At 64.1% G+C, this 14,168-nt stretch carries 15 protein-coding genes; 7 read left to right on the top strand and 8 right to left on the bottom strand.

The features are described from left to right. Window positions 1-32: 32 nt before the first annotated feature. The 3 genes from LG380_RS11270 to LG380_RS11260 all read right to left on the bottom strand — a co-directional run bounded on the left by LG380_RS11270 (window position 33) and on the right by LG380_RS11260 (window position 1,812). Complete coding sequence (locus LG380_RS11270; RefSeq protein WP_225765208.1) at window positions 33-536, bottom strand: hypothetical protein; 504 nt, start codon at window positions 534-536, stop codon at window positions 33-35. Next, window positions 533-823, bottom strand: coding sequence for a hypothetical protein (locus tag LG380_RS11265; protein WP_225765206.1), 291 nt, complete (start codon window positions 821-823; stop codon window positions 533-535). Before LG380_RS11265 ends, LG380_RS11270 begins: the two co-directional genes overlap by 4 nt. 617 nt (window positions 824-1,440) lie before the next feature. Next, window positions 1,441-1,812 (bottom strand): hypothetical protein, encoded by a 372-nt coding sequence (locus LG380_RS11260; protein ID WP_225765204.1) that lies wholly within the window; start codon window positions 1,810-1,812, stop codon window positions 1,441-1,443. A gap of 384 nt (window positions 1,813-2,196) precedes the next feature. On the opposite strand from LG380_RS11260, the gene LG380_RS11255 reads away from it, so the two are divergent. Together LG380_RS11255 and LG380_RS11250 are read left to right on the top strand one after the other, a co-directional pair. Beyond that, window positions 2,197-3,120, top strand: coding sequence for an IS110 family transposase (locus LG380_RS11255; RefSeq protein WP_225765080.1), 924 nt, complete (start codon window positions 2,197-2,199; stop codon window positions 3,118-3,120). Between the two features lie 448 nt (window positions 3,121-3,568). Further along, window positions 3,569-4,660 (top strand): IS110 family transposase, encoded by a 1,092-nt coding sequence (locus tag LG380_RS11250; RefSeq protein WP_225765202.1) that lies wholly within the window; start codon window positions 3,569-3,571, stop codon window positions 4,658-4,660. A gap of 367 nt (window positions 4,661-5,027) precedes the next feature. Here LG380_RS11250 and LG380_RS11245 read toward each other — a convergent pair whose 3' ends face one another. From LG380_RS11245 to LG380_RS11230, 4 genes are all read right to left on the bottom strand, one after another. After that, the gene (locus tag LG380_RS11245) at window positions 5,028-5,441 is read right to left on the bottom strand and encodes a hypothetical protein (protein ID WP_225765200.1); all 414 of its coding nucleotides are present in this window, start codon (window positions 5,439-5,441) and stop codon (window positions 5,028-5,030) included. Between the two features lie 759 nt (window positions 5,442-6,200). Then, window positions 6,201-6,548 (bottom strand): hypothetical protein, encoded by a 348-nt coding sequence (locus tag LG380_RS11240; RefSeq protein WP_225765198.1) that lies wholly within the window; start codon window positions 6,546-6,548, stop codon window positions 6,201-6,203. A 71-nt stretch (window positions 6,549-6,619) separates the two neighbouring features. Next, window positions 6,620-6,952, bottom strand: coding sequence for a quaternary ammonium compound efflux SMR transporter QacL (gene qac, locus LG380_RS11235; RefSeq protein ID WP_015059047.1), 333 nt, complete (start codon window positions 6,950-6,952; stop codon window positions 6,620-6,622). Between the two features lie 173 nt (window positions 6,953-7,125). Further along, a complete protein-coding gene (locus LG380_RS11230; protein ID WP_225765196.1) occupies window positions 7,126-7,407 on the bottom strand; it encodes a hypothetical protein in 282 nt (93 codons plus the stop codon). 198 nt (window positions 7,408-7,605) lie between these two features. Between LG380_RS11230 and LG380_RS11225 the strand changes: the two genes are divergently transcribed. Further along, complete coding sequence (locus LG380_RS11225; RefSeq protein ID WP_225765194.1) at window positions 7,606-7,893, top strand: hypothetical protein; 288 nt, start codon at window positions 7,606-7,608, stop codon at window positions 7,891-7,893. A 137-nt stretch (window positions 7,894-8,030) separates the two neighbouring features. After that, the gene (locus LG380_RS11220) at window positions 8,031-9,098 is read left to right on the top strand and encodes an integron integrase (protein ID WP_225765193.1); all 1,068 of its coding nucleotides are present in this window, start codon (window positions 8,031-8,033) and stop codon (window positions 9,096-9,098) included. A gap of 33 nt (window positions 9,099-9,131) precedes the next feature. On the opposite strand, the gene ilvD is transcribed toward LG380_RS11220, so the two are convergent. Next, window positions 9,132-10,970, bottom strand: coding sequence for a dihydroxy-acid dehydratase (gene ilvD, locus LG380_RS11215; RefSeq protein WP_225765192.1), 1,839 nt, complete (start codon window positions 10,968-10,970; stop codon window positions 9,132-9,134). A 195-nt stretch (window positions 10,971-11,165) separates the two neighbouring features. Here ilvD and LG380_RS11210 point away from each other — a divergent pair, with 195 nt between their 5' ends. From LG380_RS11210 to LG380_RS11200, 3 genes are all read left to right on the top strand, one after another. After that, a complete protein-coding gene (locus LG380_RS11210) occupies window positions 11,166-11,723 on the top strand; it encodes a DUF1190 domain-containing protein (RefSeq protein WP_225765191.1) in 558 nt (185 codons plus the stop codon). 4 nt (window positions 11,724-11,727) lie between these two features. Beyond that, on the top strand, window positions 11,728-12,915 hold the full coding sequence (locus LG380_RS11205) for a glutathionylspermidine synthase family protein (protein WP_225765190.1): 1,188 nt from the start codon (window positions 11,728-11,730) through the stop codon (window positions 12,913-12,915). A 141-nt stretch (window positions 12,916-13,056) separates the two neighbouring features. Continuing rightward, window positions 13,057-14,154 carry an NAD(P)-dependent alcohol dehydrogenase gene (locus tag LG380_RS11200; RefSeq protein ID WP_225765189.1) on the top strand — a complete coding sequence of 366 codons (1,098 nt, stop codon included), beginning with the start codon at window positions 13,057-13,059 and terminating at the stop codon, window positions 14,152-14,154. Window positions 14,155-14,168: the final 14 nt, after the last annotated feature.

Raw genomic sequence — 14,168 nt, 5'->3', positions numbered from 1 at the left:
CCTGTGGATTTCCTCGTTGCGGGACTGTTGCGTTACCGGATGCAGGACATGAGGAAGAAGAATTCCTCGCCGCCCGGCTTGCGGAAAGTATAGGTACCGAACAGACCCTGGCGACAGTCGAGGTTGTATTCGAGCCGTTCGACGAGGGGTACAAACGCACCCGCCCCAGCATCCCAGGCACGCAGCCGGCCCTGTTCACCCAGGTGCAGGACGAGGTATTCACTGTCGGCGGGACGGCCGGCCACCGCGCAGCCCAACGCATCGGTTCCTTCCACGGCATCGAGCAGGGCCCTGGCACGACGGGCACGGATGAAGGCCTGGCGCTCTGCCTCGGTGGTCCAGTGCTTCGGGGCGGCATCGATGATGGCGTCCAGCTCGTCCCGGTCCAACACGAAAGACATGCCTTGGCCGGAGGGCAGCGATACGCAGCGCGCCGGCGCGTCGGTCATCAGGCGCACCGGATGGATGCTGCGGGTGGCCTCTCCGGGAAGCGCGGTTGGCCCGGACAGCAGGGTGGCGAGGAGGGGGGCGATCATCCTGGCTTCCCGCCCAGGCCCAGCGCGATATCGACAGGGACGCCCATCGGCATGGAACCAACGGCAACTCCGACGCCGATGGGGCCGGGCAGGTTGCGCTTCATGCCCTCACCCTTGAGCTCGAACAGCCCCATCCCGCCTCCTGCCTGTCGATGTTCAATCGTGTGACTGGCCGGCCCGGACAGCCCCTGAGCCCACTGGGCAATGATCCGGTGGGCTTCCAGCAGCGAAGTGCCGGTGTGTTGCCGATAGGCGCGTACCGCGGCGACCCTCACACCTTGGTTCAAGCCGAGCCCTCAAGCGGCGTCGGCTCGGACGAACTGTCAGGCCACTGGCCGGGTGGGCTTGCGCCGCAATGCACGGCTAGCCCAAGGCGCCGAGAGCACGCCGACGAGCAGCAGGGCGATAGACCCCACGAGACTTACCGGACCCACCCACGCAGGTTCCATTCGATCTTCGACATGGTGCCGACCAGGCCACCGCCAAGGGAAAGTGCAAAGAGAGCGGCGAGCTTACGAGGAGATATCTTCGGCTCCGACACAGTTGGCCTCCAGTGGCCTAACACCTTGAATCAAGCCGCGCCGAAAGCGTCGGCTTGGATGAGTTGTTAGGCAGCATAGAGCTCAACAACCCGCCGAGCCTCAAGCAACGAGGCTCCAGTTTGTTTTCTATAAGCCCGGATTGCAGCAACCTTTTCCCCAAGCCCAATGAGCGCTATGACATCTTGTGATGGGCTTGGAAGAGACGAAACTTCGCGAGGCTTCGGCTTCAGTACAGTCAAGGTCAAAATGGCGATGGAAATGGCAATGATGGCTAAAACGTAAGTCATCGCGAGATGTGTCCTTATGCGGCCTAACACCTGAGTTAAGCCGCGCCGCGAAGCGGCGTCGGCTTGGACGAATTGTTAGGTTGCAACGCCACGCAGCAACAACGCAGTCACTTCCAGCGGACTGTCAAACCCGAGTCGCTTGGCCGGACGTGTGTTGATGCTCATGACGACGTCACTGATGTTACAGCGAGATAGGCCGCCATCGTGCTCGATGAACGCCGCGTAATCCAGTGCGACATTGGTTAGGGAGCCGAGCAGCGAGAGATCTGTTGCACGATCGATTGCACCGACAGCGTACTCAGCGAGGACGCGGTCTCTGGTTTGCTCGGAGTGTCCTGCCGTTTCAAGCGTGAGCAATAGGCCGCCGATGAAGGAGCTGAACAGCTTTGCCGGCGTGACTCGCTCGCCTTCTAGCATGAGGAAGCTGAGGAGAGAGCGCTCGCTCATATATACAAAGGCATTCCTTCCGTCGACCTGGGTAAGCGTCACGTACCAGTCCCCAAGTACGGCCTCAGGTGTTTCGAGCGGGCGACTATCAACGCGGCCAATCCGCGCTCTCGCAGCAACTGCGCGTGTGATCTTTAGGGACGCCACGTGACTCTCATTTGCAACCTAACGCCTTATGTCTTGAGTTTCCCCTAGCCTAAGAGCCGAGAGCCCGGCGTGCGCGCCCGATAACGCCTCGGTGTCAGCACCACCGTAATTCAGCAGGGGCCGCACGCCGGATCTCGCGCCCTGCGCCCGAACAGTTGATCGAGGTTGCCCTCGAACTGATAAGCGTGGGCCTCGGGCGCGATGCTCTCGACCGGCCAACTCTAGCGGAGAACGGGCATGCGGGCAGCAGGGATCGACGTGGGCAAGGCCAATCTGGATCTGGCCGTAGATGGGCAGCCGGGCGTGGACCGCTTCGCCAACAACCGGGCGGGGATCACCAAGCTGATCAAGCGCCTGGAGGCAATGGACGTGCAGCGGATCGTGGTCGAGGCCACCGGCGGTTACGAAGAGCCGCTACTTGAGGCCTGTTGCGATGCCGGGCTCTGGATTGCGCGGGTCAACCCGCGTCAGGCGCGGGATTTCGCCCGGGCCACCGGTGAGCTGGCCAAGACCGACGCCATCGATGCCAGGCTCCTGGCGCTGATGGCCGGAATGTTCGGTGATCGCCTGCGCCGCCATGTGGCACCGCCCGCATGGCAGCGGGAGCTCCGCGACTGGCTTCGGCGCCGTGGCCAGGTGGTCGTGCTGCTTCAGGCGCAGAAGCAACAGGCGGCCATGGCCCCACCGGAGGTCCGCAAGCTGGTTGCACGGACCGTGGCCGCACTGACCCGGGAACTTGCCGCCATCGAGCGGTCGATGAAGGCCTTGATCCAGGAACACGCTTCACCCGCGCTGCGTTCAAGCAAAGGTCTCGGGCCGGTGTTCCAGGCCACCGTCCTTGCGCTACTGCCGGAGCTTGGCCACCTCGACCGTCGTCAGATCGCCAAACTCACCGGCGTGGCGCCGATGAACCGGGACAGCGGCCAAGGACAAGGCAAACGCCGGATCCGGGGTGGGCGCGCTCCGGTCCGCGTCGCGCTGTACATGGCCACGCTCTCGGCGGTGCGTTGGGATCCGCTGATGAAGGCGCACTACCAGCAGCTCAGGGCACGCGGGAAGTTGGGCAAGGTTGCGTTGGTGGCGTGCATGCGCAAGCTGCTTGGCATCGTCAACGCCAAGCGACGTGACGAGCTCAGGATGGAAGGCTTGGCGCTGGCTTGAGCGGCGCGCTTCAAGACAGTTGCTGAATTAAGCCGCGCCGCGAAGCGGCGTCGGCTTGAATGAATTGTTAGGCCCCAGTACGGCGCTGTATCTCTGCGCGGGACTGGAGAGCTGTGCCGCAAAAGGGGCAATACAGAACAGCTTGATCAAACCAACCGACACCTTGGTCTGTATTGGCATATCCAACCGTCAAGTACAGGACACCGTTGTCCTCAACCCGAAGCAGCTTTTCTGGCGGCGATGTCATCGCATCCTTCATGTCACCACAGCAGTTCCCAAAGCTCGACATAGAAATCTCCTGGGGCCTAACACCTGAGTTAAGCCGCGCCGCGAAGCGGCGTCGGCTTGAACGAGTAAAAAGGAGACTTCCCACTTCAGCGGCAAGCCGCTCGGCATCGAGTGCCATGATTGTGTTTCGACGAACAATCAAACGAAGGGGAAGTCTCCAATGGGCACTATAACCATGGGTGTGGACCTGGCAAAGCAGGTGTTCTCAGTGGCCGAACTGGACGCCGCGGGGCGGGTGCGACAGCGCCGTGACCTCAAGCGTGATGCCTTTGCCGCGTGGTTGGTCCAGCTGCCGCCCGGCACGGTGGTGGCGATGGAAGCGTGTAGCGGCGCGCATCACTGGGCGCGGCGCTGCCTCGAGCATGGGCTGGTGCCGCGCCTGATGGCGGCGCAGTTCGTCAAACCGTTCCGCAAGTCACAGGGCAACAAGAACGACCGCAACGATGCCGAGGCGATCGCCACGGCCGCGCGACAGGGCAACATGCGCTTCGTGGCAGTGAAGACGGTCGACCAGCAGGCGCGGCTGAGCTGGCATCGCGTGCGCGAAGGCTACAAGGCCGAGGGCCTGGCGATCAGCAACCGTCTGCGTGGTCTGCTCGCCGAGTTCGGCGTGGTGGTGGCGCGCAGCGACCACGCGCTGCGTCGCGCGCTTGGGGATGAGACCGTGCGCCAGCAGTTGCCGACGATGCTGCACGGGTTGCTCGATGATCTGCAGCAACACTGGCAACAGGTGCGCGAGCGAATCAGCGGGTGCGATGCCGGCATTGCCGCCCACGCCAAAGCCGACGCGCGCAGCGTGCGCGCGCAACGGATTCTCGGTGTCGGACCGCTGACCGCCGATGCGGTGGTCGCCACGATCGGCGATGGCCGCGAGTTCACGCATGGCAGGCAACTCTCGGCGTGGCTGGGGCTGACCCCGACTCAGCATTCCAGCGGCGGCAAGCAACGTCTTGGGCAGATCAGTCGTCGCGGTGACAGTTACCTGCGCACCCTGCTCATCCAGGGCGCGAGAAGCAGTCTGCAACGCGCGAACGCAGTGCCGCTGGACAAAGCCGCGGCCGAACAGATCTGGATCCGCGGCTTGGCGCAACGCATGCCGTTCGGCAAAGTGCTGGTGGCGATTGCCAACAAACACGCGCGGCAGCTGTGGGCGATGCTGGCACGTGACGAGAATTACGATGCCGAAGCCTGGCTCAGGCACCCGATGGTGCAGAGGCCCGCGAAGCGAAAGACCCAAGCCGCGGCCGCCTGAAAGCGGTACACGGCACACAGTGTTCAACGCCAGAGCGACGAGGTAGCAAGCGGTCAGACCGCCCCGAAGAGAGCCTGACTAACAAGGTGGCGCCATCGCATGACACGGCTGATCCCCGTGCATGGGCCAAACCGATGAATGAGAGAGGCCTTCGGGTGCGGTGTTTACCCTGGTCCGGATCGCAACGCCGATCCAACAAGACCGATTACGGACATGCAGTCTGGCAACGCCTGAATCACCGAATCACTCTGGCGAGTGGTCCTGCAGCAAGATCGAAAAAGCCGGCAACAGCAAATGCCTGACGCTCAAGGCGCGGAGATCATGCACTCGGGGTTGACGGGAAGCTCCTTACGGAATTGTTAGGCCGCTACCTGATCTTCTCCATGTATGTACTGGTCTGGATCTGAGCCTCCGCGTATGCGGCAATGACGGTGCCATTGTTGATGACGAACTCATACTTTTTGTAGCCGCCAAAGGCGCCGAAACTATTCTTGGCGTTCACCATGCAGGTGAGCACATAGCCGTAGTGTTTCTTGTACTTGCTAAACAGGTCGTCGTTTCTCCACCCCTGCTTCGGCTCTTCGCACTTCATTACTGCGCTGTACGGATCCTTCAAGTGCATATCGAGAACCCCTCTCGCAAGAACCTCCGCTGCCTCCTTTGAGATCACCGGCCCGTAGTCAGCGTTCGCTAGTTCGTCTGATGTTGGCTGAGCGACGCTTGCGCAGCCCATTAGCGACAGAGTCATACAGAAAGCAAGTACGGCACCAATCCTCTTCATCGCGCTCTCCAGCTATGTTTCCTTAGCGGCCTAACACCTGAGTTAAGCCGCGCCGCGAAGCGGCGTCGGCTTGGACGAATTGTTAGGCTCTCACTTCGCAGTGCACGGCTTGATGGTATTTAGCGAACCACCAGATGCGACGCCCGATACGAAGGAGTTGCAAGTTTCGATGTCTGCCGCTTCAAGTACGACAACTTTGTTGTCAGCAGGGTCTTCGAAGATTGCGCGGACCGGAAGACGATCGGCCGCGGAAGTTGATGCACATTGTGCGGCCCCCGGCGCCCCGAGCACGTCCGTGCATGCAGCCGAGTCAGCCATCGCTATCTCTGCAACCACGTCGGTGCCAGAGAGCATTTGGAAATACCTCCCGCCGCTCGGCCTGGCAATAGCGGGCGCGGTAGGACAGTGGAACTGTATCGTTGCGCTGGCAGGTCCTGCGGGCCCCCCACCAGAGCCAGATGTGTCGAGAAGCTCGGCCTCGGACCCTGTCTTCTTGGCGCAGTAAGCGTGAGCCGTCCGGATTAGGTTGACGACGATGCCGTCAGGTGAGCCGAAGATCGTGACGTTGCGGTCTGTGAGCATGTAACGACCACTGCCGATCGAGACTGGCTCGGGGCCTTTCGCAACCGCGGTCCCGCTGATCAGAAAAGCAGATAGCACCAATAGCCTTTTCATGAGTCCCCCTGTAGTTGCATTGAGAGCCTAACACCTGAGTTAAGCCGCGCCGCGAAGCGGCGTCGGCTTGGACGAATTGTTAGGCTATGGCCCGTTGACCTTGCCGCGCTCGTACTCTTTCTTCACGAACTCGATTGTGCCGATCTTCGGGTCCACTGCCTGGTTACAAGCGTTGTATTGGGCAAGTTGGTTCAGCACCTCTTGAATCTGCGCCTCGTGAGTGGCAGGCGTGGCTGAACCGATGTTCGTGTATAGATCGGTGTAACAGTTCGCCTGCTGTTTGACGAGCTTGGCCTGCACCCAGACAAAGCCGTAGTAGCTGGTCGGGATAGCCAAGACTACGCCGATGAGCCACAGCCACCCTCTGAGCGGAATCTGCGCTGCTGCGTCCACGAAATGCCAATACCACGCTCGCTGTGTTCTATCTGCCATGGCCTAACACCTGAATTAAGCCGCGCCGCGAAGCGGCGTCGGCTTGAATGAATTGTTAGATGCCAGCCCGATCAATGTGCGCTGACCTTGGATAGCAGATTTAGAACGGCGACGCCACTAACGATAAGTCCCATGCCAACGAACGCCCACAAGTCTAGTTTCTGGCCATGGAAGATCCAAGCGATAGCTGCCACAAGTACGATGCCGAGGCCAGCCCAAACAGCATAAGCAATGCCGACCGGGATGGACTTGATTGCGAGAGAGAGGAAATAGAACGCAAGCCCGTAGCCAGCCACAACTACAACAGAAGGAACTAACTTGGTGAATCCATGGCTGGACTTCAGTGCGGAAGTTGCGACGACCTCACCAAATATTGCAATAGCCAGAAAGAGCCAGTTCTTCACGTGCAATCTCCTCTACGGTATGAAGGATAAATAGTGGTGGCTATGAGTTGCCAAAAACAGTCTTGCGGCTGTCGATTTTCTGTGAGCATACGCAACGCCAAATCTGGCATCTAACACCTGAGTTAAGCCGCGCCGCGAAGCGGCGTCGGCTTGAATGAATTGTTAGGCGGCAACTACTGCTTGCCGAACGTGAAGATAAAGCGCTCACCGCCAAGGTCACCCTTGCCCGTGCCTCGCGTGCCCGTGGACACGAAGGAGAACGGGCCGGTGCGACCGTCGTCGCAGGTGAACACGCCCTCACCGTCGCGCCGGCTCACATACACAAAGTTGCCTTTGCAGGTGGCGCCTTTGGATGTGACGATCGTTAGGTTGCCGCCGCCGTCCATGTAACCGGTAGCTGTGCCAGTGAACGTCTCGCTGGAGTTCATGACGTTGCCGCGAACCGGCAGCGTCATGCTGCAAGAAGTTATGAGCGCAGCCGCGCTCAACAATGCCACGAGAAGTAGTGCTCTTTTCACAGATCCCCCTGTTGTTTGATTTGCCGCCTAACGCCTGAGGTCAGGCGGGCCGGCGAGAAACCACAACCAGGCGATGCAGTGATCCGGCCTCGCCTGCACCGAATTGTTATGCAGCAACCAACAACGGAGCGAACAATGAAAATCGGAAGGCTTCACATTGGCAAGCGGGAAACGAACGAAGAAAACCGCTTCACGCTGGCATCTTGGCAACACAGGTGCGGGTATTGGCGCTGGGCGCTTTGGTGGGCACCGGCAATCGAAGGCATGAAGCTCCGATTCGGGCCGGGCATGGCGATGGGCACGCGGTACTGGCTTGGCCGCAAGAGCGGACATTTCTCTGCGTGGGCGACCATCCCGGTAGTCGGCGGGTTCTCTTTCAAAACGCAGCCGAAGTTGCGGCATAACACCTATTGGACCGCCTAATTGCGGTGTAGCACGGAGTATGCCGGGATGGGACCGGCCTTGGAACCGGAAAATTCCTAGTATCAATGCCTTGGCCGGCTCCTGCGGATCGGGCGGTGGGACAGGATCGCGGGATTGGGCCGCATGGATGACGCGATATGGATTACACCCCCTTGGAAGCCGGTGTAACACGGGAAAACCGGCCCCGCTTGCTGGATCAGGTGCGGCAGCAGGTACGGCTCCGGCATTACAGCATCCGTACCGAGCAGGCCTACATCGGCTGGATCCGGCGCTTCATCCTTGCCAACGGAAAACGTCATCCTTCCGAAATGGGCGCGCGCGAGGTCGAGGCCTTCCTCACCCGGCTGGCTACGGAGGGAAACGTATCGGCAGCCACCCAGAACCAGGCGCTGTCCGCGCTGCTGTTCCTCTACCGCAATGTCCTGCAGATTGATCTGCCATGGATGGAAGAGGTGGTGCGCGCCAAACGCCCGCGGCGCCTGCCGGTCGTCCTGTCGCAGGACGAGGTCGCACGTCTGCTGGCGGCGATGCCGGAGGGAAGCCTGGACCTGATGGCGCGGCTGTTGTACGGCACGGGCATGCGGCTGATGGAATGCCTGCGCCTTCGCGTCAAGGACGTCGATTTCGCAAGACGCGAGATCTGCGTACGTAGTGGCAAGGGCAACAAGGACCGCCGCGTACCGTTGCCCGATTCGTTGTGTGGCCGATTGCGGCGTCAGGTGGAGCGTGCGCTGCTGCAGCACCGGTCGGACCTGGAGGCGGGCAGGGGACGGGTGCATCTTCCCGACGCGCTGGCGCGCAAGTACCCCCTCGCCGCCATCGAGCCGGGCTGGCAGTACCTGTTTCCCTCGCTCAAGCTCTCCACCGATCCGCGTAGCGGGGGCATCGGTCGGCATCACGCCAGTGAAGAGGCGCTGCAACGGGCGATCAAGCTCGCACGTGCGCAGGCCGGCATCGCCAAGCCTGCAACCTGTCATTCGCTGCGGCATTCCTTCGCCACCCACCTGCTGGAAGCGGGGCACGACATCCGCACGGTGCAGGAACTGCTGGGCCACAAGGATGTGGCGACGACGCAGATCTATACGCACGTGCTGGGACGTGGCGCTGGATCGCTGCTCAGCCCACTGGACCGGCTGCCGCCCGCGCATGGAACGACGGACGGAGCGATACCTGTCGATGCCGGCATTGCACCGTCCCGGACGTAATCGTGCGCGACACGGCCGGGACGACCTGGCTGCTCAGGCGTCCAGGGCAGCGAGGTTGCGCACCGCGCCCTTGTCGGCGCTGGTGGCGAGCAGGGCGTAGGCCTTCAGCGCGCCGGTCACCTTGCGCGGGCGCGGCTGCGCCGGCTTCCAGCCGCGGGCGTCCTGTTCGCGACGGCGTGCAGTCAGCTCGTCGTCGCCGAGCAGCAGGTTGATCGCGCGGTTGGGGATGTCGATCAGGATGCGGTCGCCGTCACGGACCAGGCCGATGGCGCCGCCGGCGGCGGCTTCCGGTGAGCAGTGGCCGATGCTCAGGCCCGAGGTGCCACCGGAGAAGCGGCCGTCGGTGAGCAGGGCGCAGGCCTTGCCCAGGCCCTTGGACTTCAGGTACGAGGTCGGATACAGCATCTCCTGCATGCCCGGGCCGCCCTTGGGGCCTTCGTAGCGGATCACCACCACCTCGCCGGCCTGCACCTGGTTGCCGAGGATGCCGGCCACCGCCGCGTCCTGGCTCTCGTAGACGCGCGCGGTGCCCTCGAACACATGGATCGACTCGTCCACGCCGGCGGTCTTGACCACGCAGCCATCGGCGGCGAGGTTGCCGTAGAGCACGGCCAGCCCACCTTCAGACGAGAAGGCGTGGGCGACATCGCGGATGCAGCCTTCGGCGCGATCAAGATCCAGCGACGACCAGCGCGTGGCCTGGCTGAAGGCGATCTGCGTCGGGATGCCCGCCGGGCCGGCCTTGTAGAAGGTGTGCACGGCCTCGTCGTCGGTCTGGGTGATGTCCCACTTGGCGATGGCCTCGCCCAGCGACTTCGCATGCACGGTCGGCACGTCGGTGTGCAGCAGGCCGCCACGCGCCAGCTCGCCAAGGATGGCGATGATGCCGCCGGCACGGTGCACGTCCTCGATGTGGTACTTGGGCGTGTTCGGCGCGACCTTGCACAACTGCGGCACGCGCCGCGACAGGCGGTCGATGTCGCGCTGGTCGAAGGCCACGCCGGCCTCCTGCGCAGCGGCGAGCAGGTGCAGGATGGTGTTGGTCGAGCCGCCCATGGCGATGTCCAGGGTCATCGCGTTCTCGAACGCCTCGAAGGTGGCGATGCCACGCGGCAGGGCGGTGGTGTCCTCGGCGCCGTACCAGCGATGGCACAGCTCGACGACCAGCCGGCCGGCGCGCTTGAACAGCGCCTCACGGTCGGCGTGGGTGGCGACCACGGTGCCGTTGCCCGGCAAGGAGAGGCCCAGCGCCTCGGTCAGGCAGTTCATCGAGTTGGCGGTGAACATGCCCGAGCACGAACCACAGGTGGGGCAGGCGCTGCGCTCGATCGCCGCGACCTGCTCGTCGGACACGCGGTCATCGCCGGCGGCGACCATCGCATCGATCAGGTCCAGCTTGTGCTCGGCCAGCCGCGTCTTGCCCGCTTCCATCGGCCCGCCGGACACGAACACCACCGGGATGTTGAGCCGCAGCGCGGCCATCAGCATGCCCGGGGTGATCTTGTCGCAGTTGGAGATGCACACCAGCGCGTCGGCACAGTGCGCGTTGGCCATGTATTCGACGCTGTCGGCGATGATCTCGCGGCTGGGAAGCGAATACAGCATGCCGTCATGGCCCATCGCGATGCCGTCGTCCACGGCGATGGTGTTGAACTCCTTGGCCACGCCACCGGCGGCCTCGATCTCGCGCGCGACCAGCTGGCCGAGATCCTTCAGGTGCACGTGCCCGGGCACGAACTGGGTGAAGGAGTTGGCGATGGCGACGATCGGCTTGTGGAAGTCGTCGTCCTTCATGCCGGTGGCGCGCCACAGCGCGCGGGCACCGGCCATGTTGCGGCCAGCGGTCGAAGTCCGGGAACGGTATTCAGGCATGGGGGAGATCGCTACGGCGGAAAACGGTAGGTGCCGGCCGATTCTGCCGAAGATTCCCGGTTTCAGCTGCAACCGTTGCCGCCGCTGCGTGTGCCCGCGATGAAGGCCGGCAACGCCCGGTCAGCCACGCTTCTGACGTGGGCGGGCGGGATCAGGCATCATTCGTACAGACTTTTCGACTACGCCGGAGACCGCATGAAGCGATCCAAGACCACCGCGCTGCTGCTGATGAGCGCCGCGCCGCTGCTGTTCACCGCCTGCCAGCAGGAGCAGCAGGTCCAGGTGCAGGAAGGCCTGTACACCTCGGTGGAGGCCTGCGCGGCCGAAACCGGTGACCCCTCGTCCTGCCGCCAGGCCTTTGCCCAGGCCCAGGCCCAGTCGGCCGACACCGCGCCGCAGTACGCCTCGCGCGAGCAGTGCGCCCAGGAATACCCGGCCGAGCAGTGCGTGGAACAGCGCACCAGCGCCGGCCACTCGTTCGTGGGCCCGATGATGATGGGCTTCTTCATGTCGCAGATGCTCGGCGCCAACCGCGCCGCGGCTGCTCCGGCCGCCGCGCCAGCGTTCAAGGACAAGGCCAACGCCTGGGCGCGTCCGGCCCCGGGTGGCAGCGGCGGACTGAACACCGCCAGCCGCATTGGCGCCGGCAAGGCCGGCCTGGCGCCGGTCACCAGCCAGCCCAACCGTGCCGTCACCGCCAGCCGCGGTGGTTTCGGCAACAACAGCCGCAGCCGCAGCAGCGTCGGCGGTTGATGCAGTGAGGCGTATTGCAATTGCCGAGCGCGCCAACTGGCGCGCCCGGGCCGCCGAGGCCGGCTTCCGCTTCCACACCATCGACGGCAAGCCGTACTGGGACGAAACCGCGTACTACGCCTTCACCCTGCGCCAGATCGAGGACGACCTGGAGGATCCCAGCGCCGAGCTGCATGCCATGGCGCTGGACCTGGTGGACGAGGTGGTGGCCAGCGAGGCGCTGATGGCGCAGCTGGCCATCCCCGAGCCGTTCCGCGACTGGATTGCCGACAGCTGGCGCCAGCGCCACCCGCACCTGTATGGCCGGCTGGACTTCGCCTATGACGGCAACGGCCCGGCCAAGCTGTACGAGCTGAACTACGACACCCCGACCTCGCTGTACGAGGCGTCGTTCTTCCAGTGGCAATGGCTGGAGGACCAGCGCAACCGTGGCGCGCTGCCCGACCAGGTCGACCAGTTCAACTCGATCCACGAGACCCTGGTCGAGCGCTTCGCCGAACTGTCGGCGATGCTGCCGCCGCCGCTGTACTTCAGCGCGGTGCGTGAGTCCGAGGAGGACCAGGGCACGGTGGCCTACCTGCGTGACTGCGCGGCCCAGGCCGGGCTGCACGGGCAGGCGATCGCCATCGAGGACATCGGCCTGTCCGAAGACGGCCGCTTCACCGACCTGGACGACGTGGTGATCGGCAGCCTGTTCAAGCTGTATCCGCTGGAAGACCTGATGCGCGAGGAGTTCGGTGCGGCGTTGCCGAAATCCGGCGTGCAGCTGCTGGAGCCGGCGTGGAAGGCGGTGCTGAGCAACAAGGGCATCCTGCCGCTGCTGTGGGAGCGCCACCGCGGCCATCCCAACCTGCTGGAGTCGTATTTCGACGATGGCAGCGCGCTGCCGCGGGGCTGGGTGCGCAAGCCGCTGCATTCGCGCGAGGGCGCCAACGTGGCGATGCACCTGGCCGATGGCAGCTGGCAGGAGAGCGAGGGCCCCTACGCCGGGCCGTCGATCGTGCAGGCGCTGCATCCGCTGCCGGCGTTCGAGGGCAACTACCCGCTGGTCGGCAGCTGGGTGGTGGGCGACCACGCCTGCGGCATCGGCATCCGCGAGGACGACAGCCGCATCACCCGCGACAGTGCGCGCTTCCTGCCGCACGCGATCATCGACGACGCGCCGCCGGGCAGCACCCGCATCTATCTGTGAATACGCGGCCGGGCATGTCCCGGCCGCTTCATTTGCGCCAGATCAAGGCCACCGCCGGCGGCGCTGCCAGACTGCAGGCGGGCGCCCCCGTGGCGATGGCTGCGGCGTGCCCGTCCTGTCACCCGCACGGAGGAGCACGCCATGGCACGCATGATGAAAGCCGCCGCCTTCATCGAGAAAGGCCGCATTGAACTGGTCGACAAGCCGATCCCGGATGTCGGTCCCAACGATGCGCTGATCCGCATCACCACCACCACCATCTGCGGCACCGACGTGCACATCCTCAAGGGTGAGTACCCGGTGGTGCAGGGCCTCACCGTCGGCCACGAGCCGGTGGGCGTGATCGAGAAGCTCGGCAGCGCCGTGCAGGGATACCGCGAAGGGCAGCGGGTGATCGCCGGTGCGATCTGCCCCAACTTCAACAGCTACGCCGCGCAGGATGGCTATCCCAGCCAGGACGGCAGCTACCTGGTGGCTGATGGCCGCTGCGCCTGCCATGGCTACAAGGCCACCGCCGGCTGGCGGTTCGGCAACCTGATCGACGGCACCCAGGCCGAGTATGTGCTGGTGCCCGATGCGCAGGCCAACCTGGCACCGATCCCGGATGGGCTGACCGACGAGCAGGTGCTGATGTGCCCGGACATCATGTCCACCGGCTTCAAGGGCGCGGAGAACGCCAACATCCGCATCGGCGACACCGTGGTGGTGTTCGCGCAGGGCCCGATCGGCCTGTGCGCGACCGCCGGCGCGCGGCTGCTCGGCGCCACCACCATCATCGCCGTGGACGGCAACAACCACCGCCTGGACATCGCCCGGCAGATGGGTGCGGATGTGACGCTGAACTTCCGCGAGGTCGACGTGGTGGACGAGGTGATGAAGCTCACCGGCGGCAAGGGTGCCGACAGTTCGATCGAGGCGCTGGGCACGCAGGCCACCTTCGGCCAGGCGATGAAGGTGCTGAGGCCCGGCGGCACGCTGTCCAGCCTGGGCGTGTATTCGGAAGACCTGTCGATCCCGCTGGCGCAGTTCGCCGCCGGCCTGGGCGACCACACCATCCGCACCGCGCTGTGCCCGGGCGGCAAGGAGCGCATGCGCCGGCTGATGAACGTGATCGCCGCCAACCGCCTGGACCTGGGCGTGCTGGTCACCCACGAGCGCCGGCTCGACGACATCGTCGAGGCCTACGACCTGTTCGCGAACCAGCGCGATGGCGTGCTGAAGATCGCGATCAAGCCGTAAGCATCGCGCGCGGT

Origin of the sequence: Stenotrophomonas sp. Marseille-Q4652, assembly GCF_916618915.1 — a bacterium.
GTDB lineage: Bacteria > Pseudomonadota > Gammaproteobacteria > Xanthomonadales > Xanthomonadaceae > Stenotrophomonas.
This window is presented reverse-complemented; position numbering and strand designations above follow the sequence as displayed.

What these genes read in the sequence shown, in the direction of transcription:
- LG380_RS11220 (WP_225765193.1), top strand. Translation starts at nt 8,031, where the DNA reads ATGGATTACACCCCCTTGGAAGCCGGTGTAACACGGGAAAACCGGCCC.
- LG380_RS11270 (WP_225765208.1), bottom strand. Translation starts at nt 536, where the DNA reads ATGATCGCCCCCCTCCTCGCCACCCTGCTGTCCGGGCCAACCGCGCTT.
- LG380_RS11200 (WP_225765189.1), top strand. Translation starts at nt 13,057, where the DNA reads ATGGCACGCATGATGAAAGCCGCCGCCTTCATCGAGAAAGGCCGCATT.
- ilvD (WP_225765192.1), bottom strand. Translation starts at nt 10,970, where the DNA reads ATGCCTGAATACCGTTCCCGGACTTCGACCGCTGGCCGCAACATGGCC.
- LG380_RS11245 (WP_225765200.1), bottom strand. Translation starts at nt 5,441, where the DNA reads ATGAAGAGGATTGGTGCCGTACTTGCTTTCTGTATGACTCTGTCGCTA.
- LG380_RS11225 (WP_225765194.1), top strand. Translation starts at nt 7,606, where the DNA reads ATGAAAATCGGAAGGCTTCACATTGGCAAGCGGGAAACGAACGAAGAA.
- LG380_RS11260 (WP_225765204.1), bottom strand. Translation starts at nt 1,812, where the DNA reads ATGAGCGAGCGCTCTCTCCTCAGCTTCCTCATGCTAGAAGGCGAGCGA.
- LG380_RS11255 (WP_225765080.1), top strand. Translation starts at nt 2,197, where the DNA reads ATGCGGGCAGCAGGGATCGACGTGGGCAAGGCCAATCTGGATCTGGCC.
- LG380_RS11250 (WP_225765202.1), top strand. Translation starts at nt 3,569, where the DNA reads ATGGGCACTATAACCATGGGTGTGGACCTGGCAAAGCAGGTGTTCTCA.
- LG380_RS11210 (WP_225765191.1), top strand. Translation starts at nt 11,166, where the DNA reads ATGAAGCGATCCAAGACCACCGCGCTGCTGCTGATGAGCGCCGCGCCG.
- LG380_RS11240 (WP_225765198.1), bottom strand. Translation starts at nt 6,548, where the DNA reads ATGGCAGATAGAACACAGCGAGCGTGGTATTGGCATTTCGTGGACGCA.
- LG380_RS11230 (WP_225765196.1), bottom strand. Translation starts at nt 7,407, where the DNA reads ATGACGCTGCCGGTTCGCGGCAACGTCATGAACTCCAGCGAGACGTTC.